The organism is Streptococcus hillyeri (assembly GCF_041081565.1).
GTDB classification, from domain to species: Bacteria; Bacillota; Bacilli; order Lactobacillales; family Streptococcaceae; genus Streptococcus; species Streptococcus hillyeri.
Genome location: NZ_CP163513.1, coordinates 1,512,474 through 1,532,762, shown reverse-complemented (window position 1 = coordinate 1,532,762; position 20,289 = coordinate 1,512,474). Strand labels below are relative to the sequence as shown.

The 20,289-nt window shown below is 39.0% G+C and carries 17 protein-coding genes and 1 riboswitch; of the genes, 9 read left to right on the top strand and 8 right to left on the bottom strand.

Translation table 11 applies throughout. The annotated features are described in order from the left end of the window. Positions 1-208: 208 nt before the first annotated feature. Complete coding sequence (locus AB6M99_RS07395; RefSeq protein WP_121834843.1) at positions 209-1,099, top strand: diacylglycerol kinase family protein; 891 nt, start codon at positions 209-211, stop codon at positions 1,097-1,099. Between the two features lie 196 nt (positions 1,100-1,295). On the opposite strand, the gene mnmE is transcribed toward AB6M99_RS07395, so the two are convergent. Both mnmE and AB6M99_RS07385 read right to left on the bottom strand, forming a co-directional pair. Further along, positions 1,296-2,666, bottom strand: a complete 1,371-nt coding sequence (gene mnmE / locus AB6M99_RS07390; RefSeq protein WP_121834842.1) for a tRNA uridine-5-carboxymethylaminomethyl(34) synthesis GTPase MnmE — start codon at positions 2,664-2,666, stop codon at positions 1,296-1,298. A gap of 353 nt (positions 2,667-3,019) precedes the next feature. Beyond that, positions 3,020-4,186, bottom strand: a complete 1,167-nt coding sequence (locus tag AB6M99_RS07385) for an IS30 family transposase (protein ID WP_369350352.1) — start codon at positions 4,184-4,186, stop codon at positions 3,020-3,022. Positions 4,187-4,461: 275 nt separating this feature from the next. Between AB6M99_RS07385 and rpiA the strand changes: the two genes are divergently transcribed. The 7 genes from rpiA (at position 4,462) to AB6M99_RS07350 (ending at position 10,480) form a co-directional block, all read left to right on the top strand. Then, positions 4,462-5,139 carry a ribose-5-phosphate isomerase RpiA gene (gene rpiA / locus AB6M99_RS07380; protein WP_121834841.1) on the top strand — a complete coding sequence of 226 codons (678 nt, stop codon included), beginning with the start codon at positions 4,462-4,464 and terminating at the stop codon, positions 5,137-5,139. Positions 5,140-5,325: 186 nt separating this feature from the next. Next, positions 5,326-6,537 carry a phosphopentomutase gene (locus tag AB6M99_RS07375; protein ID WP_121834840.1) on the top strand — a complete coding sequence of 404 codons (1,212 nt, stop codon included), beginning with the start codon at positions 5,326-5,328 and terminating at the stop codon, positions 6,535-6,537. Positions 6,538-6,547: 10 nt separating this feature from the next. Beyond that, positions 6,548-6,955, top strand: a complete 408-nt coding sequence (arsC, locus tag AB6M99_RS07370; protein ID WP_121834839.1) for an arsenate reductase (glutaredoxin) — start codon at positions 6,548-6,550, stop codon at positions 6,953-6,955. A gap of 24 nt (positions 6,956-6,979) precedes the next feature. After that, positions 6,980-7,789 (top strand): purine-nucleoside phosphorylase, encoded by an 810-nt coding sequence (locus AB6M99_RS07365; RefSeq protein WP_121834838.1) that lies wholly within the window; start codon positions 6,980-6,982, stop codon positions 7,787-7,789. A 9-nt stretch (positions 7,790-7,798) separates the two neighbouring features. Continuing rightward, positions 7,799-8,494: a LemA family protein gene (locus tag AB6M99_RS07360; RefSeq protein ID WP_121834837.1), complete on the top strand. Its 696-nt coding sequence runs from the start codon at positions 7,799-7,801 to the stop codon at positions 8,492-8,494. A 518-nt stretch (positions 8,495-9,012) separates the two neighbouring features. Continuing rightward, the gene (gene deoD / locus AB6M99_RS07355) at positions 9,013-9,726 is read left to right on the top strand and encodes a purine-nucleoside phosphorylase (RefSeq protein ID WP_369350495.1); all 714 of its coding nucleotides are present in this window, start codon (positions 9,013-9,015) and stop codon (positions 9,724-9,726) included. After that, on the top strand, positions 9,719-10,480 hold the full coding sequence (locus AB6M99_RS07350) for a LytR family transcriptional regulator (RefSeq protein ID WP_121834835.1): 762 nt from the start codon (positions 9,719-9,721) through the stop codon (positions 10,478-10,480). The genes deoD and AB6M99_RS07350 overlap by 8 nt, the downstream gene beginning before the upstream one ends. 47 nt (positions 10,481-10,527) lie before the next feature. Here AB6M99_RS07350 and AB6M99_RS07345 read toward each other — a convergent pair whose 3' ends face one another. The 5 genes from AB6M99_RS07345 to trmL form a co-directional block, all read right to left on the bottom strand. Further along, positions 10,528-11,436: a LysR family transcriptional regulator gene (locus AB6M99_RS07345; RefSeq protein WP_121834834.1), complete on the bottom strand. Its 909-nt coding sequence runs from the start codon at positions 11,434-11,436 to the stop codon at positions 10,528-10,530. Then, entirely contained in the window at positions 11,437-13,089 is a 1,653-nt protein-coding gene (locus AB6M99_RS07340; protein WP_121834833.1) for an NFACT family protein, read from the bottom strand. Positions 13,090-13,814: 725 nt separating this feature from the next. Further along, positions 13,815-14,465: a phosphatase PAP2 family protein gene (locus AB6M99_RS07335; protein ID WP_121834832.1), complete on the bottom strand. Its 651-nt coding sequence runs from the start codon at positions 14,463-14,465 to the stop codon at positions 13,815-13,817. A gap of 23 nt (positions 14,466-14,488) precedes the next feature. Beyond that, complete coding sequence (locus AB6M99_RS07330; RefSeq protein WP_121834831.1) at positions 14,489-15,058, bottom strand: ECF transporter S component; 570 nt, start codon at positions 15,056-15,058, stop codon at positions 14,489-14,491. 77 nt (positions 15,059-15,135) lie between these two features. Next, positions 15,136-15,350, bottom strand: a riboswitch (FMN riboswitch). Between the two features lie 124 nt (positions 15,351-15,474). After that, a complete protein-coding gene (trmL, locus tag AB6M99_RS07325; RefSeq protein ID WP_121834830.1) occupies positions 15,475-15,984 on the bottom strand; it encodes a tRNA (uridine(34)/cytosine(34)/5-carboxymethylaminomethyluridine(34)-2'-O)-methyltransferase TrmL in 510 nt (169 codons plus the stop codon). A gap of 322 nt (positions 15,985-16,306) precedes the next feature. On the opposite strand from trmL, the gene pepF reads away from it, so the two are divergent. Next, positions 16,307-18,109 (top strand): oligoendopeptidase F, encoded by a 1,803-nt coding sequence (pepF, locus tag AB6M99_RS07320; protein WP_369350494.1) that lies wholly within the window; start codon positions 16,307-16,309, stop codon positions 18,107-18,109. Between the two features lie 110 nt (positions 18,110-18,219). Here pepF and AB6M99_RS07315 read toward each other — a convergent pair whose 3' ends face one another. Then, positions 18,220-19,410 carry a cation diffusion facilitator family transporter gene (locus tag AB6M99_RS07315; protein ID WP_121834828.1) on the bottom strand — a complete coding sequence of 397 codons (1,191 nt, stop codon included), beginning with the start codon at positions 19,408-19,410 and terminating at the stop codon, positions 18,220-18,222. Positions 19,411-20,289 lie beyond the last annotated feature (879 nt).

The following is a 20,289-nucleotide window of genomic DNA, read 5'->3' as shown; positions in this document are numbered from 1 at the left end:
AAAACTCAAATTTCCGCCTTGCTGTTGAAAATTGAACAAGATAAAATGGCTTAGAATCAACGTTTTTGACGACGTTACTCTAAGCCATTTGCTATTTTTTTAGACTTTTTGCCCAGCCTCTTGGTATAATTGAAAACGGTTAAAAATCAAGAGAAATTGATTATGATATGTTAGAATTAATGTATAAGGTCTTTAAAGGAGGTCATTTATGAAAAAACGTGTGCTATTGATTGTCAATCCAAGTTCAGGCGGGGAGAAAGCTAGGTCCTACGAGGATTTGGCTAGAGAAAAATTAGAAACTATTTTTGATGAAGTCATCGTCAAACACACTGAAAAATCAGGTGATGCCACTGCATTTGCTAGAGGAGCAGCGGAAGAAAATTATCACAGTGTCTTTGTTATGGGGGGTGATGGTACGGTTAATGAAGGCATTAATGGTTTGGCTGAGTTGGAGAACCGTCCGAATTTTGGCTTTTTCCCACTTGGTACAGTTAATGATTTGGCGCGTGCATTGGGAATGCCTCTTGATCCAGAAAAAGCTATTAACCAGTTAGATATCGCGAAGACTAAGCCGCTAGATATTGGAAAAATTAACGATCATTATTTCATGAATGTTGTTGCTATTGGAACACTCCCTGAAGCAATCAATAATGTTGAGTCAGAAGAAAAGACCAAGTGGGGTAAACTGGCTTACTTTATTTCTGGGCTTAAGGAAGTGATGACAACGCATTTTTATGATTTTCAATTAATGATTGATGGTGAGGAGTTAGCCATTAAAAGTAGTACACTAGTCATTGGTTTAACCAATTCTATCGGTGGTTTTGAAAATATGCTACCTCATGCAAAAGTTGATGATGGGATGTTACATCTTATTTATCTTAAGGATAGCTCACTAGTAGATACTCTAAAGGCGGTGCCAGAGTTGGTGACAGGTGTCTCAGACGCTAGTCAAAATGTAGGATACCTGACGTTTAAGGAAGCTAAAATAACATTAGCAGACAGTAAAGCTGAACTCAGTACAAACGTTGATGGAGACGAGGGAGCTTCTTTGCCGATCAGCGTCAAAGTTCTGCCATCTCATGTGACAGTGTATGCTTAGACAATCAAGATGTTGAATGACACATAGAGAAAAACATTAAAGTATCAAAACTCTCCGATGCTCTCAGTCTGTTTTATCGGAATGTCATGAGCTTATACTATTAAAAGTTTGATTGTTCTAATATCAATTTTATAAAGTGTGATACAAAAAGCCTTTCAACTTTGTGAAGGCTTTTTATCTTGTTTAGTTTCCCTTCTTATTTCCCAAGGCAGAATTGGCTAAAGAGTTGGGTAATGAGTTCATCAGGCGCAGCATCACCTGTGATTTCACCTAAAATCTCCCAGGTTCGTGTCATATCGACTTGTAGAAGGTCAACTGGCATTCCCAGTGCTAATCCTTCATTAACTGCATTTAGGCTTTCAACAGCCTTTTCAATAAGGCTGATATGGCGAGCATTTGAAAGATAAGTTGCATCTTTTTCAACGAGTCCAGCATTGTCAAAGAACAGTTGATTGATTTTGTCTTCAATAGCATCGATGTTTTGATTTTCAAGCACAGAGATACGTATCACATCTGCTGGCAATTCATCGGCTTCGATTTGTTCAGGGAGGTCCGTTTTATTTAGTAAAATAATACGATTGCTGTTTTTTGAAATATCAAGCAGAGCTCTATCTTGGTGGGTCAAAGGTTCTGCTGAATTGAGGACAAGAAGCACCAAATCAGCTTCCTGCAGGGCTTTTTTAGAACGTTCGACACCAATCTTTTCAACCACATCATCCGTTTCACGAATACCAGCAGTATCAATGAGTTTGAGAGGGACACCTTTGATATTGACGTATTCTTCGATGACATCACGTGTAGTTCCTGCAATATCAGTGACGATAGCCTTTTCTTCGCGAAGTAAATTGTTTAAAAGACTTGATTTTCCAACGTTAGGACGTCCGATGATAGCAGTAGAAAGCCCTTCACGAAGAATTTTTCCACGTTTGGCTGTGCGAAGAAGTCCTTCTAAAAGTTCTTGAAATTCAGTTGTTTTTTCTCGCATGAGAGCCGTCGTCATTTCCTCGACATCATCATATTCTGGGTAATCAATATTGACCTCCACTTGTGCCAGTGTGTTGAGAATTTCTTGGCGGGTATTGTTGATGAGGTTTTTGAGAGAGCCGTCTAATTGAGAGAGCGCGTTTGACATGGCTTTATCTGTTTTTGCGCGGATAAGGTCCATAACAGCTTCAGACTGAGTGAGGTCAATGCGTCCATTTAAAAAGGCACGTTTGGTAAACTCACCTGGCTCTGCCATTCTTGCCCCAGAACGAATCAATAACTGTAAGATTTCATTGGTTACAGCAACACCACCATGAGTGTTGATTTCAATGACATCCTCACGCGTAAAGGTTTTAGGAGCTCTCATAACAGAAACCATAACCTCATCGATCGCTCTGCCATTTTCCACAATATGACCGTAATTGATAGTATGTGACGGAACGGTGTCTAAATCTTTACCTTGAAAGACCTTTTTAGCGATGGCGATAGCCTCCGTTCCTGACAGGCGAACGATCCCAATAGCCCCCTCACCAAGAGGAGTCGAAATAGCAGTGATTGTGTCAAATTCCTTAGTAATACTCATGTGATATCCTTTGTGTTTAGTTCTTTCTATTTTAAAAAAAAGCAGAGCAGAAAGCAAGATTTTCGTTACCTTACTTCTAAAAACTAAAAATGTCAGATTGCTAAATTCCCAAACTAACTTCCACCGTCTGTTAAAGTGGAAGTTAATCTGATAAAACCTCTAACAACCAGTGGAAATCCGTGTCAGGGTAAGTTCCACTGGTTTTTATAATGGTTGATTTTATTGCATTTTTAGGCGAATTTAGGTGAAAAAAGGGTACACAAAATCCCCTCATCTGAAAGCGTTTCAGATTAAGTTCCGTTATGGTGGAAGTTAGTGTGAGACGTTTGAGTGGCTTATATTTAGATTAGTTTTTAGAATTTATGTTGGAGTAATTTTGGGGACTGACAGACGTCTTCTGCGGGAATTAAGGAAATGCCAAGAAGTTTAGCCAGTTCTTCGTCATAGGTAAAGGTAAAGAGCTCATAAGCTGATTTCCCATTCAAAGCAGCGCGTTTCACGCTATTGACATGAGAACAGACTAGGTTGATATCGTCCTGAGTTAAGTTATCAAAAGAAGTTCCCTTTGGTAGAATATCGCGAATAAGGGAGTGATTTTTCTCAATTTTTCCTTTCTGGTCAGAGCGATTAGGGTCACAAAAGAATAGTTTAATCTCACCTCTGATATCCATCTCGATGTCATCAACTCTGGCAAATTCTCCGCCATTATCTGTAAGAATGATAGGGAAAACATCGAAGAAATTTCTATCAGCCTCATAAAGTGTGTTCTTGATGACATAGAAGTGTTTAGCGACCTCAAGAGCGGTTTTATTGTCCAGAAGTCTAGCGAAGATAAAGTTACAGAAAGACAAATTGAAGGTGAGTAATACTTTTCCGCCAACCCGTCCAATAACGGTGTCCATTTCAAGCCAAGAGGTCAGTTGTCTATGTGTCAGGTAGTTTTGGAAGTCCTCATAAGAACGCCCTTTTTTAGCTTCTTTAGGGATAGAAGGCAGGATAGATTTGCGCCTTTCTTTGAATTTTACAGCTCTAGCCAGATCAATAGGAGCGATAGAAAGGTATCCTTTACGGATGTGTCGATAGACGGTTGAGGAACTGACATCAAGGTTATGCGTTTTAAGGATGTGATAGATGTGTTGTCCCTTTTTCACACCATCAGAAATGACTTTATCCATATCCCAGAACGTTTGAGAGTTGAGAGGTGTTCCTTCTCGAGCCTCAACGAGGGTTTGTTCGTATTGTTTTTGAGCCTGTTTAGCGAGGTAGAAGATTTTCTTGTAGCCACAATTTTGTCTTCTCTTAGGACATCCGTTACAGACAAATGGGGATTTATCAATGAGAGGGCAAGGAAGCCCATCACTGGTAGAGGTTCTGACCTGTCTGTTACGTTTGACCTCTTTGGAAACGGTAGTAGGATCTTTTAGGATAGTTTGTCCAATGGCTTTGAAGGTTTCTCCACGTTCTAAGCCAAGTTGGATGTCATTGCGGTCTGAGAGGGTAAGGTGTTTATATTTTGTCATAGTAAGGACTCATTTCTAACACAAACGTCTCAGACTTAATTCCACCATAAAAATCCGTTTTAGACTAATTTCCACTTCGAAAGCTAAAGTGGAAATTACTTTGGGAAATTACCAAAATGTCAGATTGTTGTGAATAAAAAAAGAAAGCGCAGACAAGTCACAGTAAGTATGGTATAATAAAGTGTTAGAACCTCACTAAACATTGTGTTGTACGATGCAATACGATTGGTTTGTGATGATGTTACATGTTCAATAATCATGAGAGGAGATTATTTTTGGAAGCCTTAAAAAAAATTGCAGGTGTCACAGCTGCCAAGTACGTAAAAGATGGAATGACGGTAGGTCTTGGAACAGGCTCAACAGCTTATTTCTTTGTTGAAGAAATTGGTCGTAGGGTTAAGGAAGAAGGACTTAAGGTGGTTGGTGTGACAACTTCAAGTCAGACAACCGCACAGGCAGAAGGACTAGGAATTCCTTTGAAGGCCGTTGATGATATTGATATGATTGATATTACTGTGGATGGTGCTGATGAGGTGGATAAAGACTTCAATGGCATTAAAGGTGGCGGTGGTGCTCTTTTGATGGAAAAAATTGTTGCAACACCAACTAAAGAGTATATTTGGGTAGTAGACGAGTCTAAGTTGGTCGATCAGCTTGGAGCTTTTAAATTACCAGTTGAAGTGGTGCAATATGGTGCCGAGCGTCTCTTCCGTGAATTTGACAAAGCTGGCTACAAGCCATCGTTCCGTGAAAAAGATGGTAGTCGTTTTGTTACTGACATGAAAAATTTCATCATTGACCTTGATTTAGGCGTTATTGAAAACCCAGTTGCTTTTGGGCACCAATTAAAAAATATGGTCGGTGTTGTGGAACATGGTCTTTTTAATGGTATGGTCAACAAAGTAATCGTCGCCGGGAAAGATGGTGTGAAGGTTCTTGAGTCTGGTAAATAATATCAAAGCGAACTAGCAAGTAGCTTTGATATTTCTAAAAAGTACATTTACCGCTCAGTTTAACATTTGGTCATTGACTGCCAAATGTGTTAATGTTTGTTAATAAGTTTTTCTATAGTTTGTCGTAAGATAAGCTATACAGGTTTTTGGGTGCCAACCGTAACCCCCCCTAGATAGGAGAAACATATGTCAACTTTTGATCGCATTCACTTAGTCGTTTTAGACTCAGTCGGAATTGGTGCTGCACCAGATGCTAACAACTTTGTTAATGCTGGTGTACCTGATGGAGCTTCAGACACTCTTGGTCATATTTCAAAGACTGTCGGTCTTGATGTACCAAATATGGCTAAAATTGGTCTTGGAAATATTCCTCGTCCACAAGCTCTAAAAACCGTTCCTGCTGAAGAAAATCCTACAGGATATGTGACAAAACTCGAAGAAGTCTCACTCGGTAAAGATACCATGACTGGTCACTGGGAAATCATGGGACTTAACATCACGGAACCATTTGATACTTTCTGGGACGGTTTCCCTGAAGAAATTCTTACTAAGATTGAAGAATTTTCAGGTCGTAAAGTCATTCGTGAAGCCAACAAACCTTATTCAGGTACAGCAGTCATTGACGATTTTGGGCCACGTCAAATGGAAACAGGTGAATTGATTATCTATACCTCTGCTGACCCAGTGCTTCAAATTGCTGCGCATGAAGATATTATTCCACTTGATGAATTGTATCGTATCTGTGAATATGCTCGTTCCATCACTTTGGAGCGTCCAGCTCTTCTTGGTCGCATTATTGCCCGTCCTTACGTTGGTGAACCTGGTAATTTTACACGTACCGCAAACCGTCGTGACCTTGCCGTATCCCCATTTGAACCAACTGTTTTGAATAAGTTGGATGAAGCGGGTATTGATGTCTATTCTGTTGGTAAAATCAGTGACATCTTCAACGGTTCAGGAATTAACCACGACATGGGACACAACAAATCAAACAGCCATGGAATTGATACTCTAATTAAAACCATCGGTTTGACAGAATTTGAAAAAGGTTTTTCATTTACAAACTTGGTTGACTTTGATGCTTTATATGGTCATCGTCGCGATGCGGCTGGTTACCGTGACTGCTTGCATGAATTTGACAACCGTCTTCCAGAAATCATTGAAGCAATGCGTGATAATGATCTTCTCTTGATTACAGCTGACCATGGTAATGACCCAACTTATGTCGGAACAGACCATACACGTGAATATATTCCATTGTTAGCTTACAGCCCAGCTTTCAAAGGAAATGGTGTGATTCCACAAGGTCACTTTGCAGACATCTCTGCAACGATTGCTGAAAACTTTGGAGTGGATACCGCTATGATCGGTGAAAGTTTCTTATCAGAATTAAAATAAGGTATTGAAAATGGAAGAAGTCATCATTTATCATAATCCCAATTGCGGAACATCTCGTAATGTTTTAGCAATGTTGAAACATGCCGGTATTAACCCAACCATTATTGAATATTTAAAAACACCTCCTAGCCGAGAACAGTTGGTAGCATTACTAGCCGAAATGAAAATGTCTGCTAGGGACCTACTCAGAAAAAATGTTCCTGAATTTGAGAAACACGGTTTAGCTGATGAAAAGCTTTCGGAAGAAGACATTTTAGACGCCATGGTGGAGGATGCCATTTTAATCAATCGTCCTATTGTTGTGACGGAACGTGGTACAAAGTTATGTCGGCCATCAGAAACAGTTTTGGACTTACTACCTGATGACTTTCCCTTCCCATTTGTCAAAGAAGATGGTGAAGTTCTTGCTTCACGTTAACAATTTTTAGTAGAGGAAAAAATAATGAGTTTAATTGCAAAAATTTATGAAACGCGCGACTTTTTACAGTCTAAAGGTATTGAGACACCTGAATTTGGTCTTATTTTGGGATCAGGCTTGGGAGAATTGGCAGAAGAAGTAGAGAATGCTGTTGTCATTGACTACTCAGATATCCCAAACTGGGGTCAATCGACCGTTGTTGGTCACGCGGGTAAATTAGTTTATGGAGACTTGGCTGGTCGTAAGGTTTTAGCGCTCCAAGGGCGTTTCCATTTCTATGAAGGCAATCCAATGGAAGTTGTGACCTTCCCAGTGCGTGTGATGAAAGCACTTGGTTGCCACAGTGTAGTTGTGACAAACGCAGCCGGTGGTATTGGATTTGGCCCAGGTACCCTCATGCTGATCAATGACCATATCAATATGATTGGAACAAACCCATTGATTGGTGAAAACCTTGAAGAATTCGGACCACGTTTCCCAGACATGTCGAAGGCTTACACGCCAGAATACCGTCAGGTTGCTTACGAAGTTGCGGACAAACTTGGCATTAAACTAAGTGAAGGGGTTTACCTTGGCTGCTCAGGTCCGACTTATGAAACACCAGCCGAAATCCGTGCCTTCAAGACACTAGGAGCTGATGCAGTTGGTATGTCTACAGTTCCAGAAGTAATTGTAGCTGCTCACTCTGGCCTTAAAGTGCTTGGTATTTCATGTATTACCAACCATGCAGCTGGTTTCCAAGAAGAACTTAACCACGAAGAAGTTGTTGAAGTAACAACTCGTATCAAAGAAGATTTCAAAGGCTTGGTCAAAGCAATTTTGGCAGAGTTGTAGGAGTTTGAGATGCTAAATAAACCATGGTTTAAAGTGATTGTAGGTTTTTTCGTCTGGTTTTTACTGATGTTCTTTTGGTCGGTTGCTCTTGGTGTTATGGGACTAGACGGTGATTGGGTTTGGATGCCTCTCATTCCGTTCGTTCTATCTATTTTGAGTTATTTACTGATGTCATTTACGACTCAATACAATAAGGTCATTCATCTTAAACAAGAAATTGCCTCATCATTTTATGCAATTGAGATTAAAGAGAACCATGTTAAAAAGTTGATTTCTCAGCTCCAAGAGGTTACTGATAAAATTGTTGACCATGAATTAAAGATGTCTATCAAAAAAACGGTCTCAGAGTTAGTTGAAAATGAAAAAACATCTGAGAATATGACTTCTGATGAGGGGAATGCATACCATGATCAGAAGAAAAAGAAATTTGACAATCATTCTGGTTCAAGTAATAAACATGACAACTACTCACAAATGTCTGATAAGGTAACAAAATTAGTTGAACGCATTGAGCGAGACACTAATGGTTCTGCTGACCAAAGTTTGCGAGATTTGATGGCAGAAATAAAAGAAGCGGAAGCTCTTGTGACTAATCAACGTCTTTACCATAATCAAACAGTTTCTGATTATAATAAAGCCATTTATGCTTTGCCATTTGCCTTTTTGCGTGTAACATTGGGACATGATGAGCAACTGTATATTTGATAATCAAGATTAATAATACGATTTTTAGTTAAAGCCATTTTAGGAACTGTTAGGCGATTGTTGATGATAAATCTTGATTTAAAACGTAGCATTATGAGGGTTCTTTAACAGGTGACAGAGGATTGCTCATGCTTCTGATTGCGATTTTCATGTTTCTTTCAAAAAATTCAGTAATCAGAGGTTTTGGACTGGTTTTACTCGTCATAGGAATCATTTTAGTGATTTATTCTGATTAGCTTGTGAACGGAATATAGAATGGTTTGCACTGAATGAGCAATTTCACTCTCGCCTTCGCACAGCTCCAAAGAGTTGGGAGATCTTTGGAGGGCTAAAAATAGGAATTACTAGTCATAGAGTTGTTCTATTGGTTATTTTTCTTACAACGATTATTGGTGTGTGCCACCTCTAGATTTTTGATTTGCTGTCCTAAGAGGAGTAGGAAAACAAATCAGGGAAACAAAAACGAAACATCTATTAGATGATTAATGAAAAAGTGAAAAATAAAGGAGATTATTAAAATGTCAATTCATATTTCAGCAAAACCAGGTGAAATCGCTGATAAAATTTTATTACCTGGAGATCCGTTACGTGCTAAGTTTATCGCAGAGAACTTCCTTGAAGACGCTGTTTGCTTTAATGAAGTTCGTAATATGTTTGGCTATACCGGGACTTATAAAGGTCATCGTGTTTCAGTCATGGGAACTGGTATGGGGATGCCATCAATTTCGATTTATGCGCGTGAGCTCATCGTGGATTATGGAGTGAAAAAACTCATTCGTGTCGGCACTGCGGGTTCAATTGACCCAGATGTTCATGTTCGTGAACTGGTTTTGGCACAAGCGGCAGCAACTAACTCAAACATCATCCGCAATGATTTCCCAGAGTATGATTTCCCACAAATTGCAGACTTCAAATTGCTTGATACGGCTTACCACATTGCCAAAGATCTTGGTATGACAACACACGTTGGTTCTGTCTTGTCTTCAGATGTTTTCTACTCAAACATGCCAGAGCGTAACATGAAATTGGGTACTCTTGGTGTCAAAGCTATTGAAATGGAAGCGGCAGCCCTTTATTACCTTGCTGCTCAACATAAGGTGCAAGCCTTGGGTATCATGACAATCTCAGATAGCCTTGTTAATCCAGAAGAGGATACAACAGCTGAAGAGCGTCAAAATACTTTCACTGATATGATGAAGGTTGGTCTTGAGACCTTGATTGCCAATGACTAAAGACACCCTAACGGTTCTTTTAGACCTTTACGCCTACCATCAGGCTTGGAAAATAGCAGAGCAGTCCAAACTGTTATCTAGTGAGGCACATTTTCTCTTAGAGATGCTCAAAGAGCGTCGAGAGCTCAACGTAGACTATCTTTTTGAGCATGAAAAGGACCTACGCCAACTAGAAGAACGCTATCAGCTCCGCCTTTTATCAAACGCCTATGAAGAAGAACTTCTTGCCAATTATATGATGGATTTAGAAGCCAAGGTTAAAAATGCTGACATTATTGACTTTGTCCGTGCAGTGAGTCCGATTTTGTATCGTTTATTTTTACGATTGGCTCAGCAAAAGGTACCAGATTTAAAACAATTTATCCATGATACCAAATCGGATCAGTACGATAGTTGGAAATTTGGTGAGATGGTGAACTCTACTAATCCTTTCGTCCAAGCTTTTGTCTCGGAGCGCCGTGATAGCAAAGTGACTTCAAAAAGTCTAGCCGATTTGATTGAGGTGACCGATTTTTCGAAAGCGATTAAAGATACGGTTGCACAGCTTCGTCAGTTAGAAAAGGCAGTGCGAAATCCTCTTGCCCATCTGATTAAACCATTTGATGAAGAAGAGCTCCATCGCACCACAAAATTTTCATCGCAGATTTTTTTGGAGAAAATTATTTTTCTAGCACAAGAAGCTGGTGTGATTTATGATACAAAAGACTTTTATTACGATAAGGTAAATCAGCTCATAAAAGCACAACTTTTGTGATAACATAAAAAAATCGAGTGGAATTGTTATCCGCTCGATTTTTTTGGTTATTCGTCAAATTTAACTTCTTCTAAGAGGTAGTCAATGAATTTTTCCCCCATTTTTGATAAATTAGCTTTCTCATGTTGGATATAGACGAGTTCGATTTCATCATCGACATCCAGTGGGATTGAGGCAATATTGTCACCGTTAAGGTTGCTGTTTAAAATACCTGTCGCAATGGTATAGCCATCCAAACCGATGAGAAGATTGAACAAGGTGGCACGGTCGGAAACGACGATGGATTTTTTATGAGGAACCTGTGCTAAAATTTCCTCTGCAAAGTAGAAAGAGTTATGAATCCCTTGGTCATAGGAGAAGTAAGGGTACTCTTCTAAATCCTCTAGACTAACAATATCCTTTTGTGCTAGAGGATGGGTTTTAGAGACAAAGATATGGGGAAGAGCTGTGAAGAGTGGAGTATAGGTGAGACGATTATCATCAAGCATTTTAGTCAAAACATCACGATTGTAGTTGTTGAGGAAAAGTACCCCAATCTCAGAACGGAAGTTTTTTACGTCATCAATGATTTCCCAGGTCCTTGTTTCTCGCAAAAAGAGTTCGTAACGACTCATATCAGTCCCTTTTAGCAGCGAGACAAAGGCATTGACTACGAAAGCGTAGTGCTGCGAGGAAACTGAGAACAATTCACGATTAGCAGTCGGATTTTTATAGCGTTCTTCTAAAAGTGAGGTTTGTTCCACAACCTGACGAGCATAAGAGAGAAATTCCACCCCATCTTTAGTTAGTGTAATCCCTTTGGGATTACGGATAAAAATATCAATGCCCATCTCACGTTCAAGGTCACGAACAGCATTGGAGAGACTGGGCTGCGTGATATAGAGTTGCTTGGCAGCTTCATTCATAGAACCAGTTTCAACGATTTTGATAATGTAGTGTAATTGTTGAATACGCATTTAGTTTAACCTCATGCTGTTAATTTTTTCTTCGGTTGGTGTGACGCGCAAGGTTTTTTGTCCTGTATAAGTTACAAAACCAGGTTTTCCACCAGTAGGTTTATTGAGCTTTTTAGCTTCAATCATATCCACTTGGACAAGGTTGGAGAGTCTTGCTTTAGAATAGTAGGCTGCAAGCTCAGCAGCGTCTGTTTTTACCTCATCAGAAGGATCCAGATTATCTTTGATAATGACATGTGAACCAGGGATGTCTTTAGCATGGAACCAAAGTTCACCTTTTTTAGCCATTTTGAAAGTCAATTCTTCATTTTGAAGATTATTACGACCGACCATAATAATGGTTTTACCGTCAGATGCGAGATATTGCTCAGGCTTTTTACGTTTGTGACGTTTATCAGTGGCACGGCGTTTCATAAAGCCAGCTTGAACAAGCTCTTCACGAATATCTTCAATCTCATCCATATTAGCCTGAGAGAGATTGTAATCAACAGACTCAAAATATTCAATGGTCTGCTTGGTTTCTTCAATAAGACCAGTCAAGTGCTTAACAGCCTCTTTGAGTTTTTGGTATTTTTTAAAATAGCGCTGGGCATTTTGGTTCGGTGTGAGAGCGACATCAAGAGCAATCGTGATTTTCTCACCAGTATAGTAGTTATCAAGCTCAACAGAGGATTTATTATTTGGCACTAAGCTGAGATAGGTGGTCAAAAGTTCACCTTTTTGGCGGAATTCTTCAGCATTTTCAGTCGCCAAAAGCTCGGCTTCTTGCTTGCCTAATTTTTTACGATTCTTTTCCAGCTCATTTTGTACACGGTGGAGCAAATCACTAGCCTGCTGAGCAATGCGGTCCCGCTCTGCTTTTTCCCCATAGAAAAAGTCCATGAGTTCTGACAGTGTGTTGAAGCCTTGAATGCTATCGGAAAATGGAAGAGCAGCGAAGCTTTTTTCTGTCAGATGAGGCTGTGTTTTTTGGGTAAAGAAAGCTCGGAAATGTTTGAGTTTGTCAGTTCCAAGCTGTGCAGACAATTGACTAGCAGTATCGCGACCCAGTCCCTGAAAAAGTTTTTGAAGGTTCTTAGGAGATAAGTCCTCTGTTTGCAAGATTTCAAAAAGCTTGGTGTCTGAGATATTAAAGGGATTTACCGCGTTAGTCTGTGGCGGAGCAATATAGGTTGAACCTGGTAAAATGGTGCGGTAAGAGTTTTGAGAAAAGCCAACATGCTTGATGGATTCAATAATTTTACTCTCATTTTTGTCAATCAGAATAATATTAGAATGTTTTCCCATAATTTCGACAACAAGAGTCACCTTGATAGCGTCCCCAATTTCATTTTTATTAGAAACTGAGATTTCTAGAATACGATCGTTTTCAATCTGCTGAATATCTTCGATGACAGCACCTTGAAGGTACTTGCGCATAATCATGGTATAAGTATTAGGAGTTTGCGGATTCTGAAACTCAGCACTTGTGGTTTGAATACGTCCAAAAACAGGGTGGGCAGATAATAAGAGTTTGTAATTTTGACGATTATTACGAACGGTAAGAACTAATTCACGTTCAAAGGGTTGATTCACTTTTTGAATGCGTCCAAAAAGGAGATCATCTTGAAGTTCCTTTGTCAGGTGATGTAATAAAAAGCCATCGAATGACATAATCGCTTCCTCTCTAGTATTGATGATATCTTTGAATAATGGTTAATGTCCAATCTCAACTATTATAGCATAAAACTTGTAGGAAGATTGTGTGTGACGTTACATAGGTTGGTCCAAATAAGAAATTAATTTTAGTTGAAGTAAAAACATTTTGCACATTATTTCTTCTTGGTAAGGTTAGGTCTCCTCGCAACTCACTATAAAAATATAATGGTTCAAAATCAAAATTAGAATTTTAGAACCTTTAATATTAGTGATAAGCCAACGAATGTAGTGAGTTTAAACCTTTCTTTCGCCATAGTTGCCCTCTTATTGGTGAAACTGTTCTGTGGAGTTTGATAGTCTGGGGAGAGACTATCAAAGCCTGTTACTGAGAAACTGGAAAGTGACATAAGTCTGAGATTAGAAATGAGAGATCTCAGAGGTTACCTTTGATAAGAACGGACTTTTGGGAGAATTACAGAAATTGAAACTCAATTTCGTAGTAGTCCCCTGCAAGGATGATTGGGCTCAAATTTAGCAATGGAACTCTGTAGGAGGTCGCTTCCGCCCCGAACCACATAAGGATAAGTGCTAAAAAAGAAAATAACTAGCACAACGGGTATAAAATTTCAATGACTAGATTAGAAGAGTCTATAAATAACAAAAGCACACCGTGTCTTCTAATCTTGATTGACGTCAAGTTCAGAAAACCAGGTGTGCTGATATCCAGTATTAGTTGTTGCCTATTTTTGTTTATTTTGAAAACGCCATTCAAAACGTTTTTGATCATAAATAGGATAGAGAAGATTTAAAAGCCCATATCCCAAGGTAAATCCTGCAATGACATCTGTTGGGTAGTGAACTCCTAGATAAATCCGAGATAGTCCAACAAGAAAGATTGTTATTCCTAATAGTATCTGCCAAGTTAATTTTAATTGCTGATTCTTAACCCTTTGACCAATGATGATAATTAGACTTCCGATAATCAGCATCGTTCCAAGAGAATGCCCACTAGGAAATGAAAAGCCACCTGCATGAACAAGGTGTTCAATACTTGGTCTAGGACGTTGGTAAATGGTTTTGAAACCGAAAATAACAATAGCGGCTAAAATGCCACTAATAGCCACAAATCCACTTTCAGCATACCATTTTTGCTTGAGTAAAAAGGCAGCCGCGATGACAACGAGTGCAACTTGTGTTGACGTGTTTCCGATTACGGTAATTGTTGAGAAAAAGTGAGTTGCAAGTTCAGGCAATGCCCCTCGAACTGTTGACTGGATAGGCGTGTCAAATTCAGTAAGAACTTCAGGATAGAATTTAACCACATAACCCAGCATGACAAAGACAAGGGCTGCAAAACTTGCTCTCACAAAATAAGTTTGTTTCTGTTTCATGTTAATGATTATAGCATAATCATTTATAATTTAGTAATTAAAGGTTTCATAGCCAAGTTCACTAGGTAGAACGTCACGGCAAAGATAACACCTTCTACGAGGTTAAATGGAATAACCATGGCAAAGATGTATTTTGAAAGTCCGATAAACTGATTGATATCAAAATTAGCAAAAGCAGCGTAAGCAGGCACGGCGTAAAAAATATTGAGCACAACCATTACTAAGGTTAAAAGAAGGGTTCCTACGATAGAAGCAATGGCATAGTTTTTAACGCTCTGCTCTTTTTTCCAAAGAAAAGCTAACGCAGTGATAAAGACGCCAAGAGCCATGATGTTCATCGGTATACCGATGAGAGTGCTATGACCGTTGTTGTTTAAGAGTAACGTTAAAACGCTACGTAGGATAAGTGCCAACCATGCGCTTTTAAGGTCGAAGGCCAGCATGACCACTAGAAGTGGCAAAATCGAAAAGTCGATTTTTAAGAAATCTGCCCCTGGAATCAGTGGAAACTGAAAGTACATCAGCAGAAATGAAAGTGCTGTCAAAATGGCGATATACACCAAACGACGTGTTTGTTTTGCCTGTGTAGACATAAAAAAATTCCTCCAAATTTTACAATTTGAAAGAAGTTCCAAGTATTTTTGTACTCAAAAAAGATAGCACAAAAAGCATTGGTCTTCTCCCATCCAGACTTTACTGTCGGTTGTGGAATCGCACCACATCAGCTTGCGCTCACGGACTTCAGACAGTCTCTTTTTTGTTGCTAGGACGTTAGTTTGTCTTGATATATCCACGCATTATCATCGACTTGCTACCTATTCTCATCAAAAAATCGTCTCGTCTGTCACCGCCGGTCGGGAATTACACCCTGCCCTGAAGACAATTACATCATAGCAAAAAAGCCCCGACTTTGCAAGACTTTTCACGTAAAATAACTAATTAGTGTTTTTATAGTAACTCTTGATAGTCTAGCAGTTGTAGGGACTAGAAGTCTGACTACAAACGCCAACTATTTGAGTTTATCTTTTTCATAAGTATGGGTCAATTCAAGTCCTGCAAATTGTTGCTGACGCAAAGCTTCATAAACAATCATGCAAACGGTATTAGAAACGTTGAGGCTTCTAACATGCTCATCATTCATAGGAATACGAATCGCTTTTTCAGGATTTTCTCGCATAAATTCTTCTGGAAGTCCTGTATCTTCACGACCAAACATGAAATAATGCGCTAGCCCATCGTTATAAGTTTCGTCTGAGTAGGTTTTATCTGCAAATTTTGTGACTAAGTGAAGTTTAGAAGCGTCAGCCATTTTTCCCAAAAATTCTTCAAGTGAGTCGTAGTAATGGACGTCAAGTTTATCCCAATAATCAAGTCCAGCCCGTTTCATCTTTTTGTCGTCAACAGGAAAACCCATTGGACGGATGATATGTAAAGGGGAGTTTGTAGCGGCACAAGTGCGGGCAATGTTACCGGTATTTTGTGGGATTTGTGGTTGAAAAAGAACGATGTGATTAGTCATAATTTTCTCCAAATACAAAAATACCAGGTTACCCGGAGTCAAATCTCGGCAGATAACCTGGTTATGGCGACTCATTAACTTAACTCATAACAGGTTTGAGTTAAACCAACGAATTCTTGTTTTCTAGTATAGCACTTTGACGAGAGATGTCAACGGTTTTAGCTTATTTTAAGAAAAAAGTTGTTGAAGTTATTGGCGAAGTTATTGAAAATAGTTGAAATTCTTTCGAAAAATTTGAAAATATATTGATAATCCAGTTTTGAATGTTGAAAGACAAGGTTTTGTGATAAAATAATCTTATTACAGATTTGGGAGGAATGACATGTCAGAAAATAGAAGTCATTTAGAGGAAAAATACACTTGGGATTTAACAACGATTTTCCCAACAGATGCCGCTTGGGAGGAAGAATTAGCTTCCCTAAATCAAGATGTTGACGCCGCAAAAGAATTGGCTGGTCATCTTTTGGATAGTAGCGCTAGCCTTTTTAAGACAACCGAGACCTACATGGGGTTGATGCGTCGTTTGGAAAAACTTTATGTCTATGCTTCAATGAAAAACGATGAGGACACAACAGTAGCTTACTATCAAGAACTTCAAGCAAAGGCTGGTGCCCTTTATGCAAAATTGAGTGGAACATTTGCTTTCTACGAGCCAGAATTTATGGCGTTATCAGAAGAAGCATACGCTGAATTTGTCAAAGAAACTCCTGAACTTGAACTCTACAATCACCACTTTGAACGCCTCTTTAAGACCAAAGAACATGTTTTGTCACAAGAAGCAGAAGAATTACTTGCAGGAGCTCAAGAAATCTTCTCAGGGGCTAGTGAGACCTTTTCTGTTCTTGACAATGCAGACATTGCTTTCCCTTGGGTGACAAATGATAAGGGGGAAGTAGAAGAATTGACTCATGGTAACTACATTAGCTTGATGGAGTCAAAAAATCGTGAGGTTCGTCAAGGAGCTTATGAGGCGATGTACGGTACTTATGAGCAGTTCCAACATACTTACGCTAAGACGCTTCAAACAAACGTTAAAGTTCACAACTATAAGGCGAAAGTACGTCATTTCAAATCTGCTCGTGAAGCAGCTATGTCAGCCAACTTTATCCCAGAAGCAGTTTATGACACACTCCTTGAAGCAGTCAATGCTCACTTGCCATTGTTACATCGTTACATTAAATTACGTCAAAAAGTTCTTGGTTTGGATGATTTGAAAATGTATGATATGTATACAGCACTTTCAGAAGTAGATATGGCTATTACATATGATGAAGCTCTAGTAAAAGCAGAAAAAGTGTTGTCAGTTCTTGGTGATGATTATGCTGCGCGTGTGAAACGTGCCTTTACAGAGCGCTGGATTGATGTCCATGTGAATAAAGGAAAACGTTCAGGTGCTTACTCAGGTGGTGCCTATGACACCAATGCCTTTATGTTATTGAACTGGCAAGATACGCTTGATAATCTCTATACACTTGTCCACGAAACTGGTCACAGTATGCATTCAGCTTATACTCGTGAAAACCAACCATACGTTTACGGTGATTATAGTATTTTCTTAGCAGAAATTGCGTCAACAACTAATGAAAACATCATGACAGAGGCCTTGTTGGCAGAAGTTGAAGACGACAAACAGCGCTTTGCTATTTTGAACCATTATCTTGATGGCTTCAGAGGAACAATCTTCCGTCAAACGCAATTCGCTGAATTTGAACATGCTATCCATGTGGCTGACCAAAATGGCGAGGTTTTAACAAGTGATTACCTTAATAATCTTTATGGGTCTCTTAACGAGAAATATTATGGCATATCAGCGGAAGACAATCCAGAAATTCAATACGAGTGGGCACGTATTCCGCACTTCTACTACAATTATTATGTGTATCAATACGCAACAGGTTTTGCAGCAGCAAACTTCTTAGCAGACCGCATTGTGCATGGTACGCAAGAAGATAAAGACAAATACCTTGATTACCTCAAAGCAGGTAACTCAGATTACGCCCTTAATGTCATTGCTAAAGCTGGTGTTGATATGACAAAAGTTGATTACCTCAACGCAGCCTTCAAAGTCTTTGAAGAACGTTTGACAGAACTTGAAGCCCTAGTTGAAAAAGGTGTTCATCTATAATATAAAAAGAGTCTGAGACAAAAATAGTTCTCAGCCACGAAAAAAAGCTAGAGCTTCCCAATAGCGGAACTCTAGCTTTTTAATTTTACGATTGGGTGCTCCAACCGTTTTTAGCTTATTTTTGTAATCTGGTGATAGATTAAAAACCATTTTTCGTGTCGTCGCCAAAGGCTGGTATGTTGATGACCTTCTAATTGGTAGGTCACAAGTTTTGTTTTTTGGCTGATTGAGGTGACTTTGAAGTATTGAAAGTTGTTCAAGTAGTGTTTATCCTGTTTAATGACTTCTTCTTTAGTTAAAAGAGCGCCGTCGCTATCAATCAATCGAAAATCATCAGATAGGTATTCTTCGTAATCTGGGATTTTTGAGAGGATAATTTTTTCGTTTTTGTAGAGTTTATGATAAACATTTTCAAAAATCTCATCTTCGGGAATTGGCGCAGGTTCGACGTGGATATCAATATCGTAAACTTCAAAGCGTTCACGTAGCATATTTTCGACTTGCTCCGTAATTTCGTGGCTTTCATAGACAGATAAATCAGGATTCATTTCCAAAATAATATCAAGATAAATGTTACTTCCATAAGTTCGACCACGTTGGGACTTAACCGCATAAATTTTAGGAATTTCTAAGATAGCTTTCTCGTAAGCTTTTAGGTGTTTATCGTCAAAACCGTCAGAGAGGCTAAAGGTCGCTTCGATAAAGATATCATAAGCTGTTTTTAAGATAAAATAGGTAATCAGCAGGGCAAACAGATTATCCAGCCAAATGAGGTTAAAGGAGCTAGCAACAATCGCGAGAGAAGTACCGATAGAAGTCACAGCATCGGACAGGTTATCTTTCGCCGAAGCGGCTAGGGCAGATGACTGAACTTGCTTTGACAGCCTCTTGTTATAGAAGTAAACAGCATACATCACAAGACCAGATAGGATCCCGACAATAGCACCTTCTAGGTCGATAGCGGAGCTTTGTCCCGACAACATCTTTCTAACCGTTTGAATCAACACTTGAAAACCAACGGTAGCCATAATGAAAGAAGTGATAAGGCTAGAAAGATCTTCAATCTTCCAATGACCAAATTTGTGGTCATTATCAGCGGGACGACTAGCCAAATGAAGGCCTATTAATAAGGCAATATTGCCAACAATATCAGAAAGATTGTTAAAACCATCGGCGATAAGAGAACTGGAACCTAGCCAATAACCAGAAGCCAATTTTGCTGCTGTGAGGAGCAGATAGGCCACGATGGAAATAATGGGGCCCCGCTTAGCTAGCTGAAGTTTTTCAGATGCAGTAGTCATAAAACCTCCCAAAAATGATGTCTCAGTATTATATCATATGATAATGAAAGTGTAAAAGAGAGTAGGATTGAAAATAAATAATAAGAAAAAAAGTACTGAATTCATTTCAAAATCTGAAAAAATTAACCTTATGTGGTGTAAAACGATAGGAGTGGTTCAGACTGTCATTTGTTTTGAAACTTTAAACAGACTTATGTTTAATATTGAGATTAGAATCCTGTAAAAAACAGTATTCACAAGTTGAACTTCTCCGCATCAGTTTAAAATGCGACCACAAGGTCGCGTGAAATAGACAGTTTCCTGTCTTATACTCTATAAAAATCAAAATTAGACAGGAACAAAAATATTTTCTTTTCTCTAAAATCTCCTCATGTGGTTAGCACGCCAACAAACCTTTGGTGTCATAGCTTTAGCAACTACGAAGAGCTGAGAATTGTCGCTTTTACAGTGTCTAAGACGACAAAATCGAGATGATGGGAACTTACCACTCTGCTGAAAGAAATGTTTTAAATTCCCTACATTTATAATTTTATCAAAACTTAGAGGATATAAAAATCTAATTTTGATTTTGAATGAGTATAAAAAGACGAGGCTGGGACAAAAAATCCCAACCTCTTAAATTTTAGTGTAGAAATAATTTGACGCAGTGGTTGCTTAGAAGTCCTAACTGGAGACCTCTTCATTTTTGAGTGTCCATCTAAAACATACCACTGGACAGTTTCAGCCTGAGCTTATGAACCAGAGAGCTAGTGGAAGACAAGGATTCTAAATTATGGCTTTTGTCCCACTCTCGTTTAGGTCTTAGGCTTGAAAACAGGCAATGGAGTTCTGTTAGGGGGGCTTGTGTCCTTACCTCATAAAGCTAACTGTCCCAAAAAT

Bases quoted from the DNA above. Each gene is read 5' to 3' on its own strand.
- AB6M99_RS07385 (WP_369350352.1), bottom strand. From the start codon at position 4,186: ATGACAAAATATAAACACCTTACCCTCTCAGACCGCAATGACATCCAA.
- pepF (WP_369350494.1), top strand. From the start codon at position 16,307: ATGTCAGAAAATAGAAGTCATTTAGAGGAAAAATACACTTGGGATTTA.
- AB6M99_RS07345 (WP_121834834.1), bottom strand. From the start codon at position 11,436: ATGCGTATTCAACAATTACACTACATTATCAAAATCGTTGAAACTGGT.
- AB6M99_RS07330 (WP_121834831.1), bottom strand. From the start codon at position 15,058: ATGTCTACACAGGCAAAACAAACACGTCGTTTGGTGTATATCGCCATT.
- AB6M99_RS07365 (WP_121834838.1), top strand. From the start codon at position 6,980: ATGAGTTTAATTGCAAAAATTTATGAAACGCGCGACTTTTTACAGTCT.
- AB6M99_RS07360 (WP_121834837.1), top strand. From the start codon at position 7,799: ATGCTAAATAAACCATGGTTTAAAGTGATTGTAGGTTTTTTCGTCTGG.
- AB6M99_RS07395 (WP_121834843.1), top strand. From the start codon at position 209: ATGAAAAAACGTGTGCTATTGATTGTCAATCCAAGTTCAGGCGGGGAG.
- deoD (WP_369350495.1), top strand. From the start codon at position 9,013: ATGTCAATTCATATTTCAGCAAAACCAGGTGAAATCGCTGATAAAATT.
- AB6M99_RS07335 (WP_121834832.1), bottom strand. From the start codon at position 14,465: ATGAAACAGAAACAAACTTATTTTGTGAGAGCAAGTTTTGCAGCCCTT.
- arsC (WP_121834839.1), top strand. From the start codon at position 6,548: ATGGAAGAAGTCATCATTTATCATAATCCCAATTGCGGAACATCTCGT.
- AB6M99_RS07340 (WP_121834833.1), bottom strand. From the start codon at position 13,089: ATGTCATTCGATGGCTTTTTATTACATCACCTGACAAAGGAACTTCAA.
- AB6M99_RS07375 (WP_121834840.1), top strand. From the start codon at position 5,326: ATGTCAACTTTTGATCGCATTCACTTAGTCGTTTTAGACTCAGTCGGA.
- trmL (WP_121834830.1), bottom strand. From the start codon at position 15,984: ATGACTAATCACATCGTTCTTTTTCAACCACAAATCCCACAAAATACC.
- mnmE (WP_121834842.1), bottom strand. From the start codon at position 2,666: ATGAGTATTACTAAGGAATTTGACACAATCACTGCTATTTCGACTCCT.
- AB6M99_RS07350 (WP_121834835.1), top strand. From the start codon at position 9,719: ATGACTAAAGACACCCTAACGGTTCTTTTAGACCTTTACGCCTACCAT.
- AB6M99_RS07315 (WP_121834828.1), bottom strand. From the start codon at position 19,410: ATGACTACTGCATCTGAAAAACTTCAGCTAGCTAAGCGGGGCCCCATT.